This is a genomic window from Variovorax sp. YR752 (assembly GCF_943372545.1).
In genome coordinates this window covers 15,858-36,260 of record NZ_CALRZC010000064.1, presented here as the reverse complement: position 1 = coordinate 36,260, position 20,403 = coordinate 15,858, and the positions used below count along the sequence as shown (strand labels likewise).

The following is a 20,403-nucleotide window of genomic DNA, read 5'->3' as shown; positions in this document are numbered from 1 at the left end:
GATCGCCGGCTTCGTCGGCCACGGCTATCAGTACATCGTCATGGACCACTTCGCGCTGCCCGGCGACTCGCTGGCGGCGGCCAAGCGGCAAGGGCGCCTGCACCGCAACTTCCAGGGCTACAGCACGCAGCCCGACTGCGACCTGATCGGACTGGGCGTGTCGTCGATCGGGCGCGTCGGCGCCACCTACAGCCAGAACGCGAAGACGCTGCCCGAGTACTACGACGCGGTGAACCAGGGCCAGTTTCCGGTCGTGCGCGGCCTGGCGCTGACGCGCGAGGACCTGCTGCGCCGCGCCGTCATCATGGCCATCATGTGCCAGGGCCGGCTCGAGTTCGAGTCGATCGAACTCGCGCACCTGATCGACGTGCGCAAGCATTTCGCGGCCGAACTCGAACAGCTTCGCGCCTTGCAGGAATCCGGCCTGGTCGAGATCGAACCGGCGGCGATCCAGGTCACCGCGCTGGGCTGGTACTTCATCCGCAGCGTCGCGATGGTGTTCGACAAGCACCTGCAGGCCGATCGCACACGCGAACGCTTCTCGCGCATCATCTAGGGCATGAACACCGCCCTGGCCGCCACCGCCCTGCTGATGGGGCTGGCCGGTGCCCCGCATTGCGCCGCCATGTGCGGCGCGGCGTGCACAGGCATCGTGCGCGGCTGTGCCGGCGGCGCCGCGCAGGAGGCGAGCACGCTGTCCTTCCACGCCGCGCGGCTGGTGAGCTATGCCGCCGGTGGCGCGCTGGCGGCCGGCAGTGTCTCCTGGCTGGCCTCGCAAGGCGCCCAGATGGCGGTGCTGCGGCCACTGTGGACGCTGCTGCAGGTGGCCGCCCTGGCCCTGGGTCTGTGGTTGCTGATCCGCGGGCGCCAGCCGGCGTGGGTGGAGAACTTCGGCCGCAACGGGGCCGGCGGCAAGCGAGTGATCTGGATGCAGGGGCCGGCCGGCGCGGCAGCCGCTGGGTCGTTGTGGGTGGCGCTGCCTTGCGGCCTGCTGCAGTCCGCGCTGGTGGTGGCGGCGCTGGGCAACGGCCCGGTCGAAGGGGCGTTGCTGATGGCGCTGTTCGCTGCCGCTTCGGCGCTCGGCCTGTGGCTTGGCCCGGCGCTGTGGCTGCGCCTCGCCGGGCGCCACGCCGGCCAGGCCCAGGTGCTGGCGGTGCGGGCGGCCGGGTTGATGCTCGCCGGCGCCTCGGGCTGGGCGCTGGCCCATGGTATCGCCACGGCGATGGGCAGCGACTTCTGCCTGCCGTTCTGACGGCGGCGCCGTGAAACGACAACGCCCGGTGGGGTGCACCGGGCGTTGTGGCCGGGAAGGATCCCGACATCGGTCAGGCCGGCATGCGCCGGCTCGTCCGAATTACTTCGAAGCTGCCTTCTCGGCCGGCTTCGCAGCCTTGTCGGCCGGCTTGGCGGCGGCCTTGTCTTCCTTCTTCGCGGCGGCGGAAGCGGCGGGCTTGGCGGCCTCGGCCTTCTTGTCGGCGGCGTAGGCGCCAACAGCGAAGAAGGCGGCGATCAGAGCGGCCAGGAACTTGGTCATTTTCATTTACCTTTGGTTTAGTGTTGGATCCAACCTCCCTCTGGAGGCCCGCATGAAACGCCGGCTCGCGTCAGTCGGTTGACAGACACCGTGGAATAGAATTCCATCTTCCGATACGACCCCTCAGCCCCTTCCGGAGCGACTCTCCATGTACCAACACATCAAGGTGCCCGAAGGCGGGCAGAAGATCACCGTCAACGCCGACTATTCGTTGAACGTGCCGGCGAACCCGATCATTCCGTACATCGAGGGTGACGGCACCGGCTTCGACATCACGCCGGTGATGATCAAGGTGGTCGACGCCGCGGTGGCCAAGGCCTACGCCGGCAAGAAGAAGATCCACTGGATGGAGATCTACGCCGGCGAGAAGGCCACCAAGGTCTACGGTCCTGACGTCTGGCTGCCGGCCGAGTCGCTCGAGGTGCTGCGCGAGTACGTGGTGTCGATCAAGGGCCCGCTGACCACGCCGGTGGGTGGCGGCATCCGTTCGCTGAACGTGGCGCTGCGCCAGGAACTCGACCTCTACGTCTGCCTGCGCCCGGTGCAGTACTTCAAGGGCGTGCCCAGCCCGGTGAAGGAGCCCGAGAAGACCAACATGGTCATCTTCCGCGAGAACTCGGAAGACATCTACGCCGGCATCGAGTACGAGGCCGAGTCGGACAAGGCGAAGAAGCTGATCAAGTTCCTCATCGACGAGATGGGTGTCAAGAAGATCCGTTTCCCGAACACCTCGGGCATCGGCATCAAGCCGGTCTCGCGCGAAGGCACCGAGCGCCTGGTGCGCAAGGCGATCCAGTACGCGATCGACAACGACAAGCCCAACGTGACCATCGTGCACAAGGGCAACATCATGAAGTTCACCGAGGGCGGCTTCCGCGACTGGTCTTATGCGCTGGCGCGCAACGAGTTCGGCGCCGAGCTGATCGACGGCGGCCCGTGGTGCAAGTTCAAGAACCCGAAGACGGGCAAGGACATCATCGTCAAGGATTCGATCGCCGACGCCTTCCTGCAGCAGATCCTGCTGCGCCCGGCCGAGTACTCGGTGATCGCGACGCTGAACCTCAACGGCGACTACATCTCCGACGCGCTGGCCGCGCAGGTCGGCGGCATCGGCATTGCCCCGGGCGCCAACCTGTCCGACTCGGTGGCCTGTTTCGAGGCCACCCACGGCACCGCGCCCAAGTACGCCGGCAAGGACTACGTCAACCCGGGCTCCGAGATCCTCTCGGCCGAGATGATGCTGCGCCACATGGGCTGGACCGAGGCGGCCGATCTGATCATCGCCTCGATGGAGAAGTCGATCGCCTCGAAGAAGGTCACCTACGACTTCGCGCGACTGATGGAAGGTGCGACGCAGGTGTCGTGCTCGGGATTCGGTCAAGTGATGATCGACCAAATGAGCTGATCACTGCGTCCCAGTGCGTCTCACGGCGTCGCATAAGTGCTTGATCTGATTCGCTGACGTCCTGTGTCGCCGCCTTGGCGACACGGCGTTCAGTGGCGGGGCCGGGGATGTTGGTGGATGGCGGTGAGGGTGAAGAGCTTCGGATGGCTCACACTTTTCTCCATCGGTCTGGACCCTTCCAATCGAAACGGCACGTCGTTGGGCACCGTTTCGACTCCAGCCCGGCAATGCTCGTCCCGTCACTTCAGCTACGCTGCTCCTTGCTGCGCTACACACCTTCTGTGGTCGACTGCAGTTGTTCGTAGTCGAAAGACTCCTGATCGACGAAGCGGCCGTGATGTCGCATGGCCGGCAGCAGCTCTCGGTCCGCGTACGCGCAGCCGGTCTCACCCGGGTCGGCCTGCTGGGCTTTCAGCGCTTGCTGCGGCAGGTGACCACCGCCTTGACTCAGGCTGTGCACGAGGATGCGATAGCCTGGCTGCCAGGCACACGCACCCGGAAAGACCTCGCGCAAGTTGACCAGGATCTGCATGCCCGAGAAGTCGAGATCGCCGAAGAAGGTTACCGGCACATCCGCTGCACCGAAGAGCCAGGACTCCACCGCTGACACGTCCGTGTGTGGCGAGGGCGTGCGCACATACAAGCGACAACCTTGCCGCGACCGCAGCCGGCGTGCGCTGCCCCGGAAACCAGCGGCATACACGAGAAGGCTGCGGTCCCAGACCTGCGCGCGTGCGTCCGCCATGCGCTCGAAGGTCACCAGGTTCTCGATGAAGAGCACGTCCGCAAAGCCTTCGTCGCGAGGCAGCGCCAGCAGCAATTGGATCGGCGGCTCGAAGAACTGCCCCGCACTGGCTCCGAGCAGGCGCAGCAGTTCGCCCCGGCTATCCAGCAGCTTGGAGCGCCCCTGAAAGACCCGCGCTGAAGCCTCGCGCAGGGCCATCGGGCGGCCCGCCCGGCATAGCTCGATCAATGCTGACAGGCTTCTGGTCGCCTCCGCGAGATCAAGACCCTCCAACTGTGTCAGCGGGCTGCGAGCCAAGTAGTCGAGGACCAACTGCGGGTCGGCAGGTACCGTCCCGACCGATGTGACCGAACCGGCCGTCCATTGCGCTGCCAGGTGTGCCAACCACCGCCGCTGCCAGCGCATGGCCTGCGGCGTGTATCCCGCCCAGCTTGCGAGTTCGTCGAAGTGGCAAAGCTCGAGTCTTGGTTTGCGCTCCGTGAAGGTGGCGAAGGGGCGTGACGGTTCGATGCGCAGCGCGACCCAACCCGTCTCGCAGAGATCGTCGAGCAGCATGACCAGCAGCTGCGACTGGTCGGCATCTGCCGCGCTGTGCAGTTCGGGTGCGGTCTTCTGATCGAGCGACAGTCGCACGGGGCCCTCACCGGCACTTCGTTCCGCCTTGGCAAGAAGGGCTCTCGCGACGCGCTGGAGGAAGGGGTGGACGGCCAGTGCGCTGGCAGGCGACCGCGTCGGAGCCGACGTGAGTGGCATGTTCACGCCTTGGCCTCGTCGCCGTGCGTGCCAGAGCCATTCGATGAAGCTCGGCTCGCACTCCATTCGATGCGTGCGGCCTCGCGGGCCTCGGCCGCGTGTGCGTCCCACAGGCGCGCCAGAGCATCGCGATGCAACGTTTTCTCCTGCACTTCACTGATGAACAGTTCCTGGAACACCTCTCCAATCTGGCGACGCGCCAGCACCTTGGAGAAGGTGAACTCCTTGTCGAACTCCGGCTTCACCGCGCCGGACTTCGAGGTCGGCATGGCGACCACGAGCTGCAACCCCAACGTCTGCGACAAAAACTTCAGCACGCTGCGCGAGCGAGACTCGTCCATCTTCGAGAAGGCCTCGTCGCTGAGCATCAGCCGCAATGCCGGAGCTCCGCGCCGCTCTCGCCCGAAGTGACCAAGAGCATGAGCGAGCACCGCCGAGCGCACGACGTAGAACGGTGTCTCCAGCTCGCCGCCCGAACCCGTGCCCCAGGTGGACAGCCGCGTCGTGCCCACCGGACTGGTGCGCACGATGTCGTAGCGGCGGTAGTTGCGGTAGTCGGCCAGCTCTTTGAGCGCGCGTTCGCTGGCGCCTTGGTCATTGGCGAGCAGCAGTCGGCGGATGTCCTCCGCGGTCGCGCGCTGCGCGTCGCTGAGCCGCGGCGACTCGAAGATCGAACCGCGGTCGTGTTCCAGTCCTTCCACGGCGCCTTCGACAGCATCGAAGAACTCGCAGTAGCTCTGCATCCGCGGTATCCAGTCCCACTCCAGCTTGAAGCTGTCCTGCCCGAAACGGATGTCCTGCAGATGCCGGTTCAGCCGCTGCAAGGTGGCGGCACCTTGCCTCACGTCATCACGCACCTTGAAGCAGAAGCTGCTGGTGAAGACGTGGTTGAAGCTGCGCTCGGCCTCCTGCAGCAGCTTAGCGTTCTCGGCCAGGCCGATGGCGCGCTGGCGCTGCGACTGCACGGCGATGGCTTCGCGCGTCTGGAAAACCGCCGGCAGCAGCTCCTCGATGCGGTCGATGTTGCGTGGTGGATCGATCCACGCGAAACGCTCGCTGTCGTCGCGCGCGCCGCTCAGGTAGGTGCCGACGGCGTGCTGCAGCTCTCGCAGCGTTCGAGGCAGGTTCTCGCGCAGGCTCTGCACGCGGTGGCGCAGCGCGTCCACGCTGGTCTCCGCTTCGCCTGCAAGGGTCTGGGCGTCGGCGACCAGTTGAGGCTCGGTGGCCAGTTGCGGCACGGCAGCTGCAAATCGGGTGGCCCAGACGGTGGCGTTGGTGCACGCGATCTCCAGCTCCGGACGGCGTTGTTCCAGCGTCTGCTCGCGACGGTGCAGATCGCCGAGTTCCTTCTTCGCAGCACCGACCTGCTCCAGCTCTTCGTCGCGCTGGCGCTTGATAGCGTCGATGCGGTCGCTCAGTGACCGGCGCTCGCCCTCCAGGCCTTCGATCGAAGACAAGTCCAGCGCACTCAGCGCTCGCTCGGCGGCTGTGTGCTGCGCCTGGCTTTCCAGTACCGACAGCAGCAGAGGCGTCAGCGGTGTGAATGCTGCGCCGTTGAACATGCGCGCGACGGCCTTCAAGGACTGGTCGAGCATCTGCAGCGTTCGTTGCTCGTGAGTCAGGCGCGTGAGTTCGTTCTCGCACCACTGCCGCCGACGCTGCCGCGCCGCTTCACCGAAGGCCAGCTTCTCGTCCGGTTCGCGGCAGGCGAACATGCCGTAGCCGCGACTGCCCAGACCTTCCTCCATCAGGCCCTGTGGCGTGCGCGCCAACTCCTCTTCGGTGTCGACCTTGCGCACCCGGCCGTACTGCGCCATCAGAAAAGCGTTGGCGACTGGATGCCTGCACACCAGCTCATGCAGCACGGCGCGGGCCTCGAGCTGCCGACCCTGGGTGTCTTCCAAGGCCTTGCGGCCTTGCACGACCTTGGGTGAACGCACCGGGAAGCGTTGTTTCACCAGGCGCGCACAGCGCGCTTCCTCCCCCGCCTCGACGATGATGGCGAAGCGGTCGCCTCCCATGTAGCCCTCGATCGCGTTCTGCCACCGGCTGCCGGTACACGGCTCCACCAACTGGGCCAACAGGTGAGGGCGCGCCTGCGGGAGATCGCGCTCGATCAGCGCCACGGCCTCGTGCGTGTCGCGCGGCGCCACGCTGCGACCGGCCTGCAGTTGCCGCAGCTCGGCGTCGCGCTGTTCGGTCTCGTCCTGCATGGCCTTCATGCTTACCCCCACCTCGGCGAGCGCCTGCACCACGGCACCCTGCACCGACTGGTCGCCGTCGTGGATGCCGCGCTGCAGCGTCGCCAGGTGGGCGTCGAAGACTTCCAGCTCGAATGCCGGGAGTTCCACGTCGAGCCGCGCCGATCGAGCGTAGGCGTGCGCCATGGCCGGCCATGGCTTCAGAACGGCCGAGGCTGTTGGCGCCAGCGCCTGGACAGCGGCGGCCAGTGTGGGGACTGCGGACAGGTCGAGCGCCAGTAACTGCTCCAACTTCTCCGCCATCGCGGCGATCCCACGGGCAGCTTCCTGCGCACGGCTCCAGTGCAGGCGGAACTGGTCGGACTGCAGGGTGATCTGGTTCTCCAGGGCACTCTTCTTCTGCGCCACATCGCTTCCCGCGAGGCGCTGATTCACTGAACCGAGTTGGTCCCGCAGCTGGAGGTCTTGTGCGTCGAGCGACGCCAGCTTGTCGGCCGACTGCCCTTGCTTCTTGGTCTGCGTCGCAATTTGACGCCGCACCGAGGCGAGGTCGTCCCGGACCTCGCTGTGCACGCGCAACGCGTGCGCGATGGTGGTAACGACGAAGCGCCGAGCTTCTTCGAGCACGGCGTCAGCGCGTTCGCCGGCGGCGTCGAGCCGGTCGAGGTTCGTTTGCAGACGTTCAGCCTCGACTTTAAGGCCCGTGATGGAGCGCATCAGCTCGCGCATCTTGTCGAGGTCACGGCTGAAGTCGTGCGGCTCCAGGATCTCGTCACGCACCAGGTCGTTGACGTTGCCCAGTTCCTTGTAGGCCATCGCCTTCACGATGGACTTGGCCGCTCGCACAGCCTCGTTCTCGCCCACGGCGGTCTTGCCCATGAGCGCGCCGTACAAGTGCTGCAGGTAGCCGCCCTTGTCCGCAAAGCGCTGAACCACGGTCTCCTTGGCGTTGCTGTCTTGGGCCTGCAAGCGGTGTTGCAGCTGCAGGTACAACTCCTTGAGTGGTAGCGGCAAGGCGACCAGGGCCTCGCCGCTGCGCCGCGCCAAGTCGCTCAAGGACAAAGCCCGGCGCACGATGAAGAACTGCGGTTGGCCTTGCAGCGTGGCCCGCCGCCCCTCCTCGAAAGCTTCCACGCCGACCAATGCCGTGAACGCCGCCGCCTGCTCGCTGGCCATCTCCGAAGGCTCGAACACAACGGCCGCGTAACTCGTGCAGCGCGAGCGCAGGAACACACCGTCGGCTTGCTGACCCAGGGCGTAGGCCGCCAGCGTGCGCGGCTCCTTGCCGCCGCGGCGGCTCTGCGTCGATTCATCCTGGCCTACGTTGAACTGCACCAGATGCTGGTGCGCGGCCGTCAACACCGTCTGGATAGCGTCAAGCAGGGTGGATTTGCCCGATCCCGACTCGCCGGTGAGCAGCACGGTGTCGGCAAAAACCCATTCACGGTCTTCGAGCGAACCCCAGTGCCAAGTCAGAAGCTTACCGACCTTCACGGCGCTGCATCCTCGACAGGCGCGGGCATCGGTACCTTTGTGCTCGCCGTCCTCAGTGCATCTTCCATGGCTTCGTCACTGACGAAGCTCATCACAGGCCGCAGCACGGCAAGGCCCATCTGCATGTCACCCGCATCGTCGCCCTCCACGAAGTGCAGGACGCGGTGCTTGCGCAGGTCGCGCAGCAGCCCCATTCGCTCGGTGATGGAGGCCGGAAGCCGGTGCGCGAGCAGGGACACGACGGCCTGCGACAAGTCCTCCAGGCTGATAGCGAGCCGCTCATCGATCAGCGGCCGCCGGCCCGTCAACGCCTCGGTGTACAGGAAGCGCAGCGCGATCACCGCGGCCACGAAGTCGCGCGACAGACGGGCACGCAAGCGCTTCACGCCGTCCTCGTCATCCTCGCCGCCGCCTTCGCCTGGCGGATAGAGGCGCAGCAGCCTCGCGTCAGGGTCGTGAGCGAGCACGAATCCCATGCAGCCGAACCACTCGCGCAGCAATTGCTCGCACTGCAGTGCGTCGTCGTAGTGCCGGGCTTCCGGTTGCGAGTAGTCGCGCCAGAGCACACCCGTGGCCAGGAGGCGGCCGGCCAGTTCGGCAAACCGGGCCGGCTTGACGTTGCCGACGCCCTCAAGCGCGAGCCGTTGTTCGATGAAGTGAGAGAGCGACTGCGTCATCTGGACGAAGACTCGGTCGTGCCTGCGGCTCGAGCGTCCAGCACGTAGTTGTCCGCCGCGAAGAACTCGTTGCGCATCTGCTCGCCGGACTTGCGGGCGCGCACGCGCAGCTCGCGGCCCTCGGCCGAACGTGCCGCGCCGACCGCATGCAGCACACGCACGGCATCCGCCGCGTTCTCGACCGGCAAGGCGTCCAGGCTGACGGGGCCTTGTTCCAGCAAGGGCAGCAGGCGCTGCAGCACGTCGCCGTCGCTGAAGGCGAAGGCTTCGGCCTCTGCGCGGCGCAGGACGGCAGCAAGCCGACTCTCGTCGTCCACCACCAGCGGGGCTTGCGCCGCGTAGCTGGCCTCACGGTCATGCACCGTCCAGCGGAGCACGCCGCCGGGCAAACGAGACTCACAGGTGGCAAGGCGGCTTGCCAGCGCGTCCAGCAGGGCGCCACGCTCAGTTTCGGGCCGTTCCTTCAGCCATGACATGGTGCGGCCCAGAGCCGACTCCGCGCCGTAGTCCAGCGACAGCGCCTGCCGCAGCAGGCTCGTGAAGCGCCGCACGTAGTTGTTCATCTCGGAGCGCAGCATCGGCAGCTTCAAGCTGCATGCCGCCTCAACCATGCTTTCGATGCGGTCGGCGAGCCATAGCAGCGGGCTGCGGCCCAGCAGTTCCTGCTCCAGCCAGGGGGCCCGCTGCAGCAAGTTGCCATCAGCCAGGGCGCGGTGCTCCGTCTCGAGCGCCCGAACCTGGTCCAACGCTTCAATGATCTGGCCACGGTGGCGCTCGGCGGAGTCGGCCACCAGACGCACAGCGTACTCACGCGCGAAGCGCTTCTCGATGAACTCGTTGAACTCGCTCCACGCGATTTTCTGCGCCAGGGCCTCGCGGGTCAGGCTCTGGATCAGTTGGCGGAAGTACTCGATGTCGTCCTGCAGGTCTTGCACGACACGGCTCGCGAACTCATGGGCGTCCAGCAATTCGTCTGCGTCGCGCGTGGCGATGAAGGCGGCAAGCGCCTTGCGCGCCGAGCGCATGTTTCGCTGTCGGGTCTTGGTGCGCGAGTCATCGAGGTCGGCGAAGGTTTCGCTGAAGGCCTTGCCTGCGCGACTGAGCTTAAGCGTGGGCTTCAGATCGATGGGATCACGGTAGTCCTCCAGCCACGCATGTTCCTTGAGCTTGCGCAGCAGGTCGCTGGCGTAGGCGCGCTCGTCCTCGGGCCGCACCGGCTGTCCCGCTTCGAAGACGAGCGCACGCAGCATGGGGTCGGCGAGGGCGCGCAGCACAACCTCGATCACCACGTCGCGGGTCAAGGTCTCCGCGTAGTCGGCGTTGGCCCCATGGACCCGCTCGTGCAGCGCGCGCAGCACGGCGGCGCACAGCTCGCGGTTGTCGTGCGTGAGCGGACGGAAGAAATTCTCGCGGGGCGGGGAGAAGAATTTCATAGAGGTCGCTCAGCCGTGTCGTTCAGTCCCGGTGACGCCTTCGCCGCTGTTCACAGGACACCTCGAAACCCGGCGAGACCCTTCACCGTCTGCGTGAGGCCCTGCCGAAGCAGGATGTCGAGGTACCGATCGACGTCGATCGGCGGGTTCTTCAACTGCTGTCGCTGCCGCTGTGCAGCGGCGACCACCGCGGCTTGGTCGAGATCGAAGAGGTTCTCGACGAACAGGTCCGGGTGCTGAGCTTCGAGCCCGAACGACCCCAGCACGTCGGCCGGAAAGTCACGTTCGTTGAACGTCACGATCACGCTGGCGTGGCAGCGGATCGCGGCCGCGAGGACGTGCCGGTCATCCGGGTCGGGAAGGGCCAGGCCTTCGATCAAGACTTCGTGCCCGGTGACCAGCGCGTCAGGAATCGCTCGGTCCATCAGCGCGGAGGTGCGATCGAGTTGCTCGACCGCAATGTCCGGTCGGTTCTTCAGCAGGTTGCGCTTCCACTCGTCGTGGATCTGGGCACTCCAGCGCGCGCGAAAACGTCCGGACAAGCCGAGCCACATGAGGAAGTCGCGCAGCGGTGCCGGGTACAGCACGCAGGCGTCGTAGACCGCGGTGAACGGCGAACTCCTCATTCGTAGCCCAGCTGAAGCTCCTGGGCCTGCTTCGCGAGTTCCTCCATCGCCTGAGCGCTCGCACGATCCTGCGCGGCCTTGAAGCTCATCAGGTCAGCGAAGCGGATGCGCCGGTGCTTGCCGGTCTTGTGGAACGGCAGGGCACCGCCCTCCAACAGCTTGACGAGGTGAGGGCGCGACACGTTCAACATGTCGGCAGCTTCCTGCGTCGTCAGCTCGGCGTGGATCGGCACGACCTTGACCGCATTGCCCTCGGCAAGCTCCGACAGGATGTCGACCAGCAAGCGCAGCGCTGACGTGGGGAGCTCGACCTGATGGGCCTGGTTCTTCGCGTCGAAGATCTGAATGCGCTGGGTCTCGAACTGCGTGCTCAGGTAGGCCGCCAGCGCACGCTGGCTCTCCACGGCCGCAGCGACCTCGCGCTCGGCCGGCAGCGTGGTTTCCAGAGTGGGGGTGTGGGTCATGGCGTGATCCGGATCGGGTTCGATGACGCGATCTTAAGCGAAACAAACGAAACTCGCAACAAACGAAATGACGCACTGACCGGACGCGCCTACCGCGCGCCGTACTGCAGTCTCGGATGCGGCCCTGAGGCGAAGAGCCACACGCGAGCCCGGCTAGATCGCCGGGCGCTGCTGCAGGTCAGTGCTCGGTGTCGCGAGGAGGGTGGGGATCGTTGCCGGGCTTGATCGTGTCCTTGCTGACGATCTTGCCCTTGACGCCCATCGTCGTCAGTTCGCCGCCACCCTGGTTGCCCAGCATTCGCCGGGCTGCTTCCTCGGCCTTGGCTTGGGTGGTGTGGACCGAGGAGGCGCGTTCCGCGTCTTGCCTCTTGTTCTGCCAAGTGCCATCGGTCCTTCGAGAGACAGTGCGGTCCTGTGGCTTGCTCATCGCCTTGTCCAATCTGTAGCTTGCGACGAACGTACTGTATATAACTGCAGCCCATCTCTCAAGCTGCCCACGCCGGCGCAGGCCGAATGAGGAGCGGGCGATGTCTCGTTGGGTGACCCGAACACTGAGGCTCCAAAACTCATGATCGACCGTTCACCGATGCGACACCAGAACCACGCACTGACCCCCATCCAGATCACCAATGCGTTACCCAGGACAAGACCGTACAAGCTGACCGACGGCGCAGGCCTGCACCTTGTGGTGTCCCCCGGCGGCACCAAGGCCTGGCGCTTCCAGTACCGCTACGCCGGCGCGCGATGCGATGTGGGCATCGGCACCTTTCCCGAGATCGGGATCGCCGATGCAAGAGACCAGCATCAGCGCTACCGCTCGATGCTCGAGCGGGGACTCGACCCTGCCGTCGCCCGACGGCAGCAGGTGAAGGAGCGACGCGATCTGTCGTCGATGGCCAGGCGTCGCGCCGACGACTTCGAAGCGTTCTCGAAGCGCTGGGTTGAGGAGCGCATGACGACAAGATCGGCGACCTACCGCGCGCAGATCCTGTCGAGGCTGGAACGCTTCGTCTGGCCGTTGATCGGCCCAAAGCCGCTCGCAAGCGTGCGACCGGTCGACGTGCTTCGCACTATCGAGCCGCTGACGATGACTCCGAACACCGCCGAAGGCGTGCGGGTGATCATCCAGCAGATCTACAACTACGCGATTCAGAAGCTCATCGTCGAGGTCAACCCGGCGCTGCCGTTGCGCGGAGTGGTGCAGGTGCCGCCCGCAAGACACTACCGGCATCTGCGAGAAGCTGAGCTGGGTGCGTTCTGGTGCGCCATTGAGAAGCAGGGCGCTCGCTTCGTCACGATCGCTGCGGCGAAGCTGCTCGCCTACAGCATGTGCCGCAAGTCCGAGGTCCTGCGTGCCCAGTGGGCTGAGTTCGACCTCGAGCGAGCCGTCTGGGAGATTCCGGCCGCGCGCATGAAGATGAAGCGTCCCCACCGCGTGTACCTGCCGCGCCAGGCGGTCGAACTGCTGCAACTGCTGCGAGCGGTCACCGGCGTGGCCGAGGGCTACGTCTTCCCATCGCTGTGCAGACGTTCGGTCCCGATCGCCGACGTCACGTTGAACCACCTCTTCAAGCGACTCGACTTCGGCGTCGACGACTTCGCTCCGCACGGCCTGCGAGCGACGGGCGCAACGCTCTTGCGCGAGCATGGCTTCAGTCGCGATGTGGTCGAACTTCTGCTGGCCCACAAGGAACGCAACCCGACGACGGCGGCGTACCACCATCACGAACTGGCAGAGGAGCGGAGGAGGGCGCTGCAGTACCTGGCAGACCAGATTCATCACTTGGCCGAAGTGCACAGGCAGCAGTTGCCAAGCTCCAAGATCAGCGTCGCGAGCACACAGAGAGAACCGGCCAACTGCTAGAGTTCGGTGGTCGAGGTCTGGCGTGAGACGTTCTGAACCGGCGTGAGACTGCTCGTTTCCAGTGGGAAATGGATTGGGAAACGGGCAAACCTCTGAAGGGAAGAATCGTTATCCAACAACGGCTTGGACGCGGTTTCCATGTACTGATCGACCACATGTGAGGCGGTCCCGGGGCGTCTCCGGACGTCCCGGATGGTCGCAACAGAAACCCCAGATCGCGGATTCGACTGGGGTTTTTGTCCTTTCAGGTCCCGGACGGTTTCTTGACATCGCATCGGGACGGGGCCACATGTGGGGCCACCGGGGCGACGGTGGCCCCGCATGCGACACATCAACTACGTCCTGAAGCCCGCGACGATCGACAACGCGAGGCCGAAGGACAAGCGTTGCGACCTGACCGATGGCGGCGGCCTGCTACTTGAGGTCATGCCGTCGGGCTCGAAGACCTGGCGCTTCAAGTACCACCTCGACGGCAAGCGCGAGAAGGTGACGATCGGCGCCTACCCGGCCTTCACCATCAAGCAAGCGCGTGACCGCCATGGGGAACCGCGCGCGCTGCTGGAGCGCGGGCAGAGCGCGGCCAAAGCCAAGCGGGCGCAGTCGACAGAGCAAAGGGCCGCCGACGCGCGCCGCCTGTGCTTCCGCACCTTCGCCGAGCGCTGGGTCGACGAGACGCTGTTCTATCGGTCGCGCGGCAACGTGGCCCAGACCGTGCGCTGGCTCGATGCCTGCGTCTGCCCCGCCATCGGCGACATGCAGCTCGACGAGGTGCAGTCACGCGACGTGTTCGCCTGACCCTGCTTCAGCAACTCAAGCCGGCCTGAGCCGACAGCAGGCGCTCCGACTCTTTGCCTGTACGGCGCGAAGTCCCCCGCGCATCGCCCGGGCGCTACGAGGTCTGTCTGCTGGCGCTTGCGCGCCCCTCGCCACCCGAGACCGAGCGCAACGCGGCCAGGGATACCTCGAGTTCCATGCCGACGCGCTCGAGCAGCGCGTCGAGCCCAGCGGAGGTCGGGTCCGCGCAGGCCTGTTCCAGCGCGGCAGCGGCCTGCGACAGCACATGCGCGCCCAACGTAGCGGCGAGGCTCTTCAGGTCGTGGGCCAGCCGGCTCATGGCGGCGTGGTCGGCGGCGCTGCGCGCTGCGGTGAAACGATCGACGAAGCCGCTTTCGCGCTCGACGAACATGCCGGCAATCCGCGCGTACAGCGCGGCGTCGCCGAGCGCTGTACGCGCGGCATCCAGGTCGATGCCGCGTGCCGCAGGCCGGATCCAGCGCGACAAGGTGGCGAACAGCTCGTCGACCTTGATCGGCTTGGCGACGTGGTCATTCATGCCCGTGGCCAGCACCTTCTCCCGGTCACCGACCATGGCGTTGGCCGTCATGGCGATCACCGGCAGGTCGCGCCAGCGTGCCTGCTGGCGCAGCACCCGCGTGGCGGCGTAGCCGTCCATCACCGGCATCTGGCAATCCATCAGCACGAGATCGAAATCCTCGCGTTCGAGCTGCTCCAGCGCCTGCTGGCCGTTGTCGGCCGTGGCAAGAACGACACCGGCCCGGGTCAGCAGGTCGCGTGCCAGTTCCTGGTTGATCGGGTTGTCCTCGACGAGCAGGATGCGCGCGCCAGCCACGCTCGCACGGTGCTGCTGCAGGGCGTCGTCACGCCGCTGGCTTCGCAGCACCTGTTCCCGCGGCAGCTGCAACGCGCCCATGCAGGTGTCCAGCAGCGTGGACGGCGTCACCGGCTTCATCAACGTCGCCGCCGCTGCCAGATCCTGCGCGACCAACCGGCGCGTGACTTCGTCGCGGCTGAAGGCTGTCAGCATCAGCACCACGGGGGGAGGGTGGCGCAGTCGCGTTTGCGCCAGTCCCGCCACGCACTCGACGCCGTCCGCCACGGGCATCTTCCAGTCCAGCAGCAGCAGCTGAAAGGGCTGGTCTTCGGCGTCGGCACGCTCGATCGTCCTCAACGCCGCCAGGCCGTCCGGCACCGCTTCGGGCAGCATCCCGAAACTTCGCGTCATCTCGACCAGCAACGCGCGGGCGACCTCGTTGTCATCGGCGATCAGCACGCGCACACCCTGGAGCCGGGCTGTCCGCGAGGGGCTCGCTGCCTGTTGGGGCGGCAACCCGAAGCGCGCCGTGAAATGGAAGCGGCTTCCGTGGCCCGGCGTGCTGCTCAGTCCGATCTCGCCGCCCATCATCCGGACCAGATGGCTGCTGATCGCAAGGCCGAGGCCGGTGCCGCCGTAGCGCCGGCTGGTCGAACTGTCGGCCTGCGCAAAGGGCTGGAACAGCCGCTGCTGCTGCTCGGCGCCGATGCCGATGCCGCTGTCGCACACCTCGAAGCGAAGCAGCACGTCGGCTGCGGTGCACTCGACCACGTCGACCTTGACCACGATCTCGCCGCGTTCGGTGAACTTGACGGCGTTGTTGCCCAGATTGAGCAGCACCTGGCCGAGCCGCATCGGGTCGCCTTCGAGTGTTGCCGGCAGGCCCGTCGGCAGGGCGAACACGAGTTCGAGGCCCTTTTCCTCGGCCTTCATGCCGACCTGCGTGGCCAGGTCGTCGAGGACGTCGCCGAGCTCGAACGGTACACGCTCCATGTCGAGGTGCCCGGCCTCGATCTTGGAGAAGTCGAGGATGTCGTTGATGATGCCGAGCAGCGATTCGGCCGCACGGTGCACCTTCTGCACGTAGTTCAACTGCTGCGGGTTCAGGCCGCTGCCCAGCGCCAGGTGGGACATGCCCAGGATCGCGTTCATGGGCGTGCGGATCTCGTGGCTCATGTTGGCCAGGAACTCGCTCTTGGCGCGATTGGCCTCCTCGGCGGCGTCACGAGCGTGCTGCGCCTCGGCATACGCCGACTCGAGGTGAGCGATCGAGTCCGCGAGGCGCTGAGTCATCGTGTTGATGCTGTTGCCCAGCACGCCGATCTCGTCACGCGATTGCGGCGTTGCGCGCGCCGTCAGGTCGCCGGCGGCGACGCGCTCGGCCACGCCGGTGAGCCGCCGAACCGGAGCGACGATGTGGCGGCGGAAGCGGTGCGCCAGCAACACCGCCACACCCAGCGCCAGCAGCCCGCCCACACCCGCCACGCTCCGGGCGCTGGAGATGCCGTCCGAAGCACGGGTCATCGCGGCATCGAACGCCAGCTCCTGCGCCTCGGTCAGGCGGGTCAGGCGCCCCAGCATCTCGGCAGCGCGCGGCGCCACCTGCGTGCGGTACAGGTAGAGGTCCTCGTCGGCACGCTCGCCGCCGACGATGGCAAAGACCTGCAGCGCCAGGTCCGCGACTTCGGCCCGCAGGCGGGCGACGTCGTCGAGCAGCGCGCGCTGTTCCAGGTCGAGCAGCGCACGCCGGGCGCTGACCGCAGTCCATGCCGCGGCGTTGGTGGAGAGCTGCGGTCCGTAGGCGAGCTTGAAATTGAGGTCGCCCGACGCGCCGAAGGCGATCAGGTTGGTGACCATCGCGTCGAAGGAGGTCTGGAAGCGCAGCAGGTCGGTACGCAGCGCAGGCTGCGATCGATCCACGTTCGGGCTCTGGCGCTCGAGGATGCGACCGAGTGCATCCAGCACCTGGACCCGCCGCGACTGCACTTCCAGTCGCGACAGCCGCAACGCCGGTCGGTTCTTCAGCGGATCGTCGTGCAGCGAAAACAGCTGGGGCGGAAGCCGGGCCCAGCGTTCGTACTCGCCGACCAGCTCGTGCAGCGAACGGACGGCGTCGGCCTCGGGCCAACTGGCCGACAGCGCCTGCAGCGAGGCCAGGCTGGCCTCGAAGGCGCGCCGCGCCGCGTCGTACTGCAGCAAGTCGTGCGGATCGCTCAGCACGAGGTAGCCGCGCAGGTGCAGTTGCATCCTCAGCAGGCTCGCCTGCGCCTGCGTGGTAGCGAGCAGCGCCGGGCGGCGCAGGCTCTCGGCGCGTTCGATCTCGTCGGCGATACGAAGGCCGCCGATCCACGTCACTGCCACCACCAGCAGCGTCACGCTGGCCAACGCGCCGAAGGCGATCGTCAGCTTGCCGCCGAGGCCCAGCGCGCCGATGCGCTCGCGCCAGGCTGCGGCGCCGATGCGGCTCATCGTCCCAGACCCAATGAATTCAGGTAGGCGCGGCGCTGTGACTCCCGCCCCAGCCGGATCGTGATCTCCTCGAAATCAACCGCGGCCGCCTTCAGCGCCGCCGCCGGACTGAGCTGGCCGGCCGCCGCCGCGGCAAGGTGGACATCGAGCGCCTGCCAGTAGCTGTACGCCCCGGGGATGCGAAGGTAGGGGAGCTGCAACGGATTGCTCAAGTTCTGCAAGCAGGCGCGCAGATAGTCGCGCACATCGGCCTCGTCCCAACCCGCCGTCAGGTACGTTTCGAGTTTCCCTGTGCCGTCGGGGGGCAGGAAGTGGAAGCTCCGTCCGGGATCGATGCCGTCCCAGCCGCGCACCGCGTAGACCTGCGACTTCTCCCTCGTCGCCATCAGCGCAAACAGGTAGTACGCCGCTTCCGGCGCCTTGGCGTACTTCGAGATGACGCCGGCCCAGGAGGCGCCGGTCGTGTTGCCGACCCGATGGGGGGCGGCGGTGTCGACCCAGCGTCCCGCGGGGATGCTGTAGTACGCCGAGGTACCGGGCATCGGCGCGGAGCCGGTCCGGCCGCGCACCTGGCTGGGGGGATCCTGCGCCATCCCGGCGAGATCACCCCAGCTGAAGGCCAGTGCAGCCCGCCCGGACAGGAACAGCCCCCAGGTCTTGCCGAGATCCCATTGCAGCATTTCTTTCGGTCCGAACCGGCTCAGTTCGACGAGATCCTCGAGCGCCCGCACATGTCCGGGGCTGTCGATGAGAGGCTTCATCGTCGTCGGGTCGAACCAGTACAGGTTCGGGTTGGACGGGCCGATGACGAAGGGTGCCGAGAACGACATGAAGTGGAACATGCCCTGCACGCCGACCTCCAGGTACATCGTCACGCCGTAGTCGGGCACGCTGTCGCCGTTCAGGTCCTTGCCGTTGAAGTACTCGGCGACGTCGCGGAACTGCTTCCAGGTCGACGGCACGCCCAGCGGGTAGCCGAACCTGGCCGCGAACGCCTGGCGGTGCTGCGGGTCCGCCAGCAGGTCGCGGCGATAGAACATCACCTGACCGTCGTGATCGTTGGCGACCATGTACTTGCTGCCGCCGTAGCTGAGCAGCCGGCGCGGCCCCTCCAGCACCTGGTCGACGTCCCATCTCGGGAAGCGCGGGTTCGCGTGGTATTTGTCGTACGCCGCCAGGTGGCCGCCGCTGACCAGCTCGCCGAGCCACCAGGAGGGCGCATAGGCCGCGTCGTATCGGCCCAGGGCGCTCGTCAGGTCCGACATGAAGGTCGGGAAGAACTCCTGGAACGGAACCTGCACCAGGTTGAGCGTCGCGCCGGTGGCCGCCTCGAACTCGGCTTTCACCTCGCCGAGCGCCCCGGCCCGGGGTTCGCGGTTCATCAATACCGTGACACGCTGGCCGGCGAACCGGCAGGCGCCTGGCTTGCACGGCGGAGCGACACGCGGCGGCACCGCACCGCCAGCGCCGGCAAGCGCGGCTTTGGGCTCTTCGACCGACGACGGCTTCGCCTCCTGCGCGCCCGCATTGAGCGTGACGGCTGCCAGGCACGCGGCCCAGCACTTCATGGCAGTGTTCACCGTACGCCTCCCTTCGGCAGCGCCGCAGGCGCCGGCCCTGCCGGGACCAGCGACATGCGATAGGCGTTTCGCTGGCGCTCCCGACCGAGTCGGATCGTGATGTCTTCGAAGTCGACCGCCGCCGCCTTCAAGGCCGCTTCGGGGCTGAGCTGTCCCGAGGTGGCTTCTGCCAGATGCAGGTCCAGGGCCAGCCAGTAGCTGTAGGCACCGGGAATCCGCAGGTAGGGCAGCTGCAACGGGTTGCTGTAGGTGTCGTGGTAGGCCTGAAGGAAGTCGCGCACGTCAGTGGCGTCCCAGCCGGCGCGCACGTAGTTCTCGAGCTCGGCCGTTCCGTTCGGGGGCGGGAAGTGATAACGACGTCCCGGGTCGATGCCGTCCCAGCCGCGCGCGGCATAGACCTTGGACTTCTGTTGCGACGCCATCAGCGCGAGCAGGTAGTAGGCGGCCTCGGGCGCCTTCGAGTAGCGTGAAATCACGCCGGCCCAGGAGCCGCCCGTCGTGTTGCCGACGCGGTTCGGCGCGTGGGTCTTCACCCAGCGGCTCTGGCCGATGTCGTAGTACTCACGTGCGCCCGGCAACTGGGCCGCGCCAACCTTGCCGCGCACGCGGCTGCCCGGCTGCTGCGCCAGCGCGGCCAGGTCGCCCCAGGTCACGGCGAGCGCGGCGCGGCCGGCGAGGAAATGATCCCAGCCGCGGCCCAGATCCCAGCGCAGCATCTCCTTGGGCCCGTACTGCACCAGGCTCGACAGAAGCGTCAGCGCCCGCACGTGGCCGGGGCTGTCGATCAGCGGCTTCATCGTGCGCGGGTCGAACCAGTAGAGGTGCGGGTTGGACGGGCCGATGACGAAGGGTGCGGACAGCGACATGTAGTGGAACATGCCCTGCGCGCCGCTGATCAGGGGCAGCACGACGCCATGATCGGGCTCGCCGTCTGCGTTCAGGTCCTTGCCGTTGAAGTACGCGGCGACGTCGCGGAACTCCTCCCAGGTCGCGGGCACGTCGAGGGGTCGTCCGTAGGCCCTCTGGAATGCCGCCCGATGCCGAGGGTCGTTCAGCATGTCGCGGCGGTAGTGCATGACCTGTCCGTCGTGGTCGTTCGCGACCATGTACTTGCGGCCGCCGTAGCGCAGCAGGGCCCGTGGCGCCGGGAGCACCTGGTCGATGTCCCAGGCCGGGAAGCGCGCATCGCGGTAGAACGCATCGTAGGGCAGCAGGTAGTTGCTCTCGACCAGCTCACCCAGCCACCAGGCGCCGGCGATGCACGCGTCGAATCTGCCGCCGCCGCTGGTCAGGTCGCCCATCAGCGTGGCAAACAAATCCCCGTTCGGGCGTCGGACGATGTCCAGCGTGGCACCGGTGGCCGCTTCGAACTCGGCCTTCAGTTCGACGAGCGGTGCACCGATCGGCTGGCTGTCGACCGCGAGCACCGTCACGTGCTGGCCCTCGAAGGGGCAGCGGCCCGGCGCGCAGGGCGCCGCCACGCGCGGTGGGACGAGGTCACCGGGGCGCACCAGCGCCGAGTCGGAGCCCTTCAACGGGGCCGGTG

General features: G+C 66.9%; 15 protein-coding genes and 1 pseudogene. 5 read left to right on the top strand and 11 right to left on the bottom strand.

Annotation, left to right across the window (positions count from 1 at the left end; translation table 11 throughout):
* Positions 1-556: pseudogene (locus AAG801_RS16935) on the top strand (coproporphyrinogen III oxidase); the annotation flags it as partial.
* A gap of 3 nt (positions 557-559) precedes the next feature.
* Positions 560-1,252 carry a sulfite exporter TauE/SafE family protein gene (locus tag AAG801_RS16930; protein WP_341889413.1) on the top strand — a complete coding sequence of 231 codons (693 nt, stop codon included), beginning with the start codon at positions 560-562 and terminating at the stop codon, positions 1,250-1,252.
* 102 nt (positions 1,253-1,354) lie between these two features.
* Here the strand turns inward: AAG801_RS16930 and AAG801_RS16925 are convergent, their stop codons facing one another.
* The gene (locus tag AAG801_RS16925; protein WP_341889412.1) at positions 1,355-1,534 is read right to left on the bottom strand and encodes a hypothetical protein; all 180 of its coding nucleotides are present in this window, start codon (positions 1,532-1,534) and stop codon (positions 1,355-1,357) included.
* Positions 1,535-1,682: 148 nt separating this feature from the next.
* Here AAG801_RS16925 and icd point away from each other — a divergent pair, with 148 nt between their 5' ends.
* Complete coding sequence (icd, locus tag AAG801_RS16920; RefSeq protein ID WP_341889411.1) at positions 1,683-2,939, top strand: NADP-dependent isocitrate dehydrogenase; 1,257 nt, start codon at positions 1,683-1,685, stop codon at positions 2,937-2,939.
* 268 nt (positions 2,940-3,207) lie between these two features.
* Here the strand turns inward: icd and AAG801_RS16915 are convergent, their stop codons facing one another.
* From AAG801_RS16915 to AAG801_RS16885, 7 genes are all read right to left on the bottom strand, one after another.
* Positions 3,208-4,317, bottom strand: a complete 1,110-nt coding sequence (locus tag AAG801_RS16915; RefSeq protein WP_341889410.1) for a hypothetical protein — start codon at positions 4,315-4,317, stop codon at positions 3,208-3,210.
* Between the two features lie 122 nt (positions 4,318-4,439).
* Entirely contained in the window at positions 4,440-8,132 is a 3,693-nt protein-coding gene (locus AAG801_RS16910) for an SbcC/MukB-like Walker B domain-containing protein (protein ID WP_341889409.1), read from the bottom strand.
* Positions 8,129-8,809, bottom strand: a complete 681-nt coding sequence (locus AAG801_RS16905) for a DUF4194 domain-containing protein (RefSeq protein ID WP_341889408.1) — start codon at positions 8,807-8,809, stop codon at positions 8,129-8,131. Before AAG801_RS16905 ends, AAG801_RS16910 begins: the two co-directional genes overlap by 4 nt.
* Positions 8,806-10,242, bottom strand: a complete 1,437-nt coding sequence (locus AAG801_RS16900; protein ID WP_341889407.1) for a Wadjet anti-phage system protein JetA family protein — start codon at positions 10,240-10,242, stop codon at positions 8,806-8,808. The genes AAG801_RS16905 and AAG801_RS16900 overlap by 4 nt, the downstream gene beginning before the upstream one ends.
* Positions 10,243-10,292: 50 nt before the next feature.
* Entirely contained in the window at positions 10,293-10,868 is a 576-nt protein-coding gene (locus AAG801_RS16895; protein ID WP_341889406.1) for a PIN domain-containing protein, read from the bottom strand.
* Positions 10,865-11,332: a helix-turn-helix domain-containing protein gene (locus AAG801_RS16890; protein WP_341889405.1), complete on the bottom strand. Its 468-nt coding sequence runs from the start codon at positions 11,330-11,332 to the stop codon at positions 10,865-10,867. The genes AAG801_RS16895 and AAG801_RS16890 overlap by 4 nt, the downstream gene beginning before the upstream one ends.
* 178 nt (positions 11,333-11,510) lie before the next feature.
* Entirely contained in the window at positions 11,511-11,759 is a 249-nt protein-coding gene (locus tag AAG801_RS16885; RefSeq protein WP_341889404.1) for a DUF2188 domain-containing protein, read from the bottom strand.
* Between the two features lie 141 nt (positions 11,760-11,900).
* Here AAG801_RS16885 and AAG801_RS16880 point away from each other — a divergent pair, with 141 nt between their 5' ends.
* Both AAG801_RS16880 and AAG801_RS16875 read left to right on the top strand, forming a co-directional pair.
* Positions 11,901-13,196 carry an integrase arm-type DNA-binding domain-containing protein gene (locus AAG801_RS16880; RefSeq protein ID WP_341889403.1) on the top strand — a complete coding sequence of 432 codons (1,296 nt, stop codon included), beginning with the start codon at positions 11,901-11,903 and terminating at the stop codon, positions 13,194-13,196.
* 321 nt (positions 13,197-13,517) lie between these two features.
* Positions 13,518-13,991, top strand: coding sequence for an Arm DNA-binding domain-containing protein (locus AAG801_RS16875; protein ID WP_341889402.1), 474 nt, complete (start codon positions 13,518-13,520; stop codon positions 13,989-13,991).
* A gap of 94 nt (positions 13,992-14,085) precedes the next feature.
* Here AAG801_RS16875 and AAG801_RS16870 read toward each other — a convergent pair whose 3' ends face one another.
* Genes AAG801_RS16870 through AAG801_RS16860 form a run of 3 tightly spaced genes read right to left on the bottom strand, consistent with a single transcriptional unit; the run spans position 14,086 to position 20,392 of the window.
* Positions 14,086-17,277: a response regulator gene (locus tag AAG801_RS16870; protein ID WP_341889401.1), complete on the bottom strand. Its 3,192-nt coding sequence runs from the start codon at positions 17,275-17,277 to the stop codon at positions 14,086-14,088.
* Positions 17,274-18,857: an extracellular solute-binding protein gene (locus tag AAG801_RS16865; RefSeq protein WP_341889400.1), complete on the bottom strand. Its 1,584-nt coding sequence runs from the start codon at positions 18,855-18,857 to the stop codon at positions 17,274-17,276. Before AAG801_RS16865 ends, AAG801_RS16870 begins: the two co-directional genes overlap by 4 nt.
* On the bottom strand, positions 18,854-20,392 hold the full coding sequence (locus tag AAG801_RS16860; protein WP_341889399.1) for an extracellular solute-binding protein: 1,539 nt from the start codon (positions 20,390-20,392) through the stop codon (positions 18,854-18,856). The genes AAG801_RS16865 and AAG801_RS16860 overlap by 4 nt, the downstream gene beginning before the upstream one ends.
* Positions 20,393-20,403: the final 11 nt, after the last annotated feature.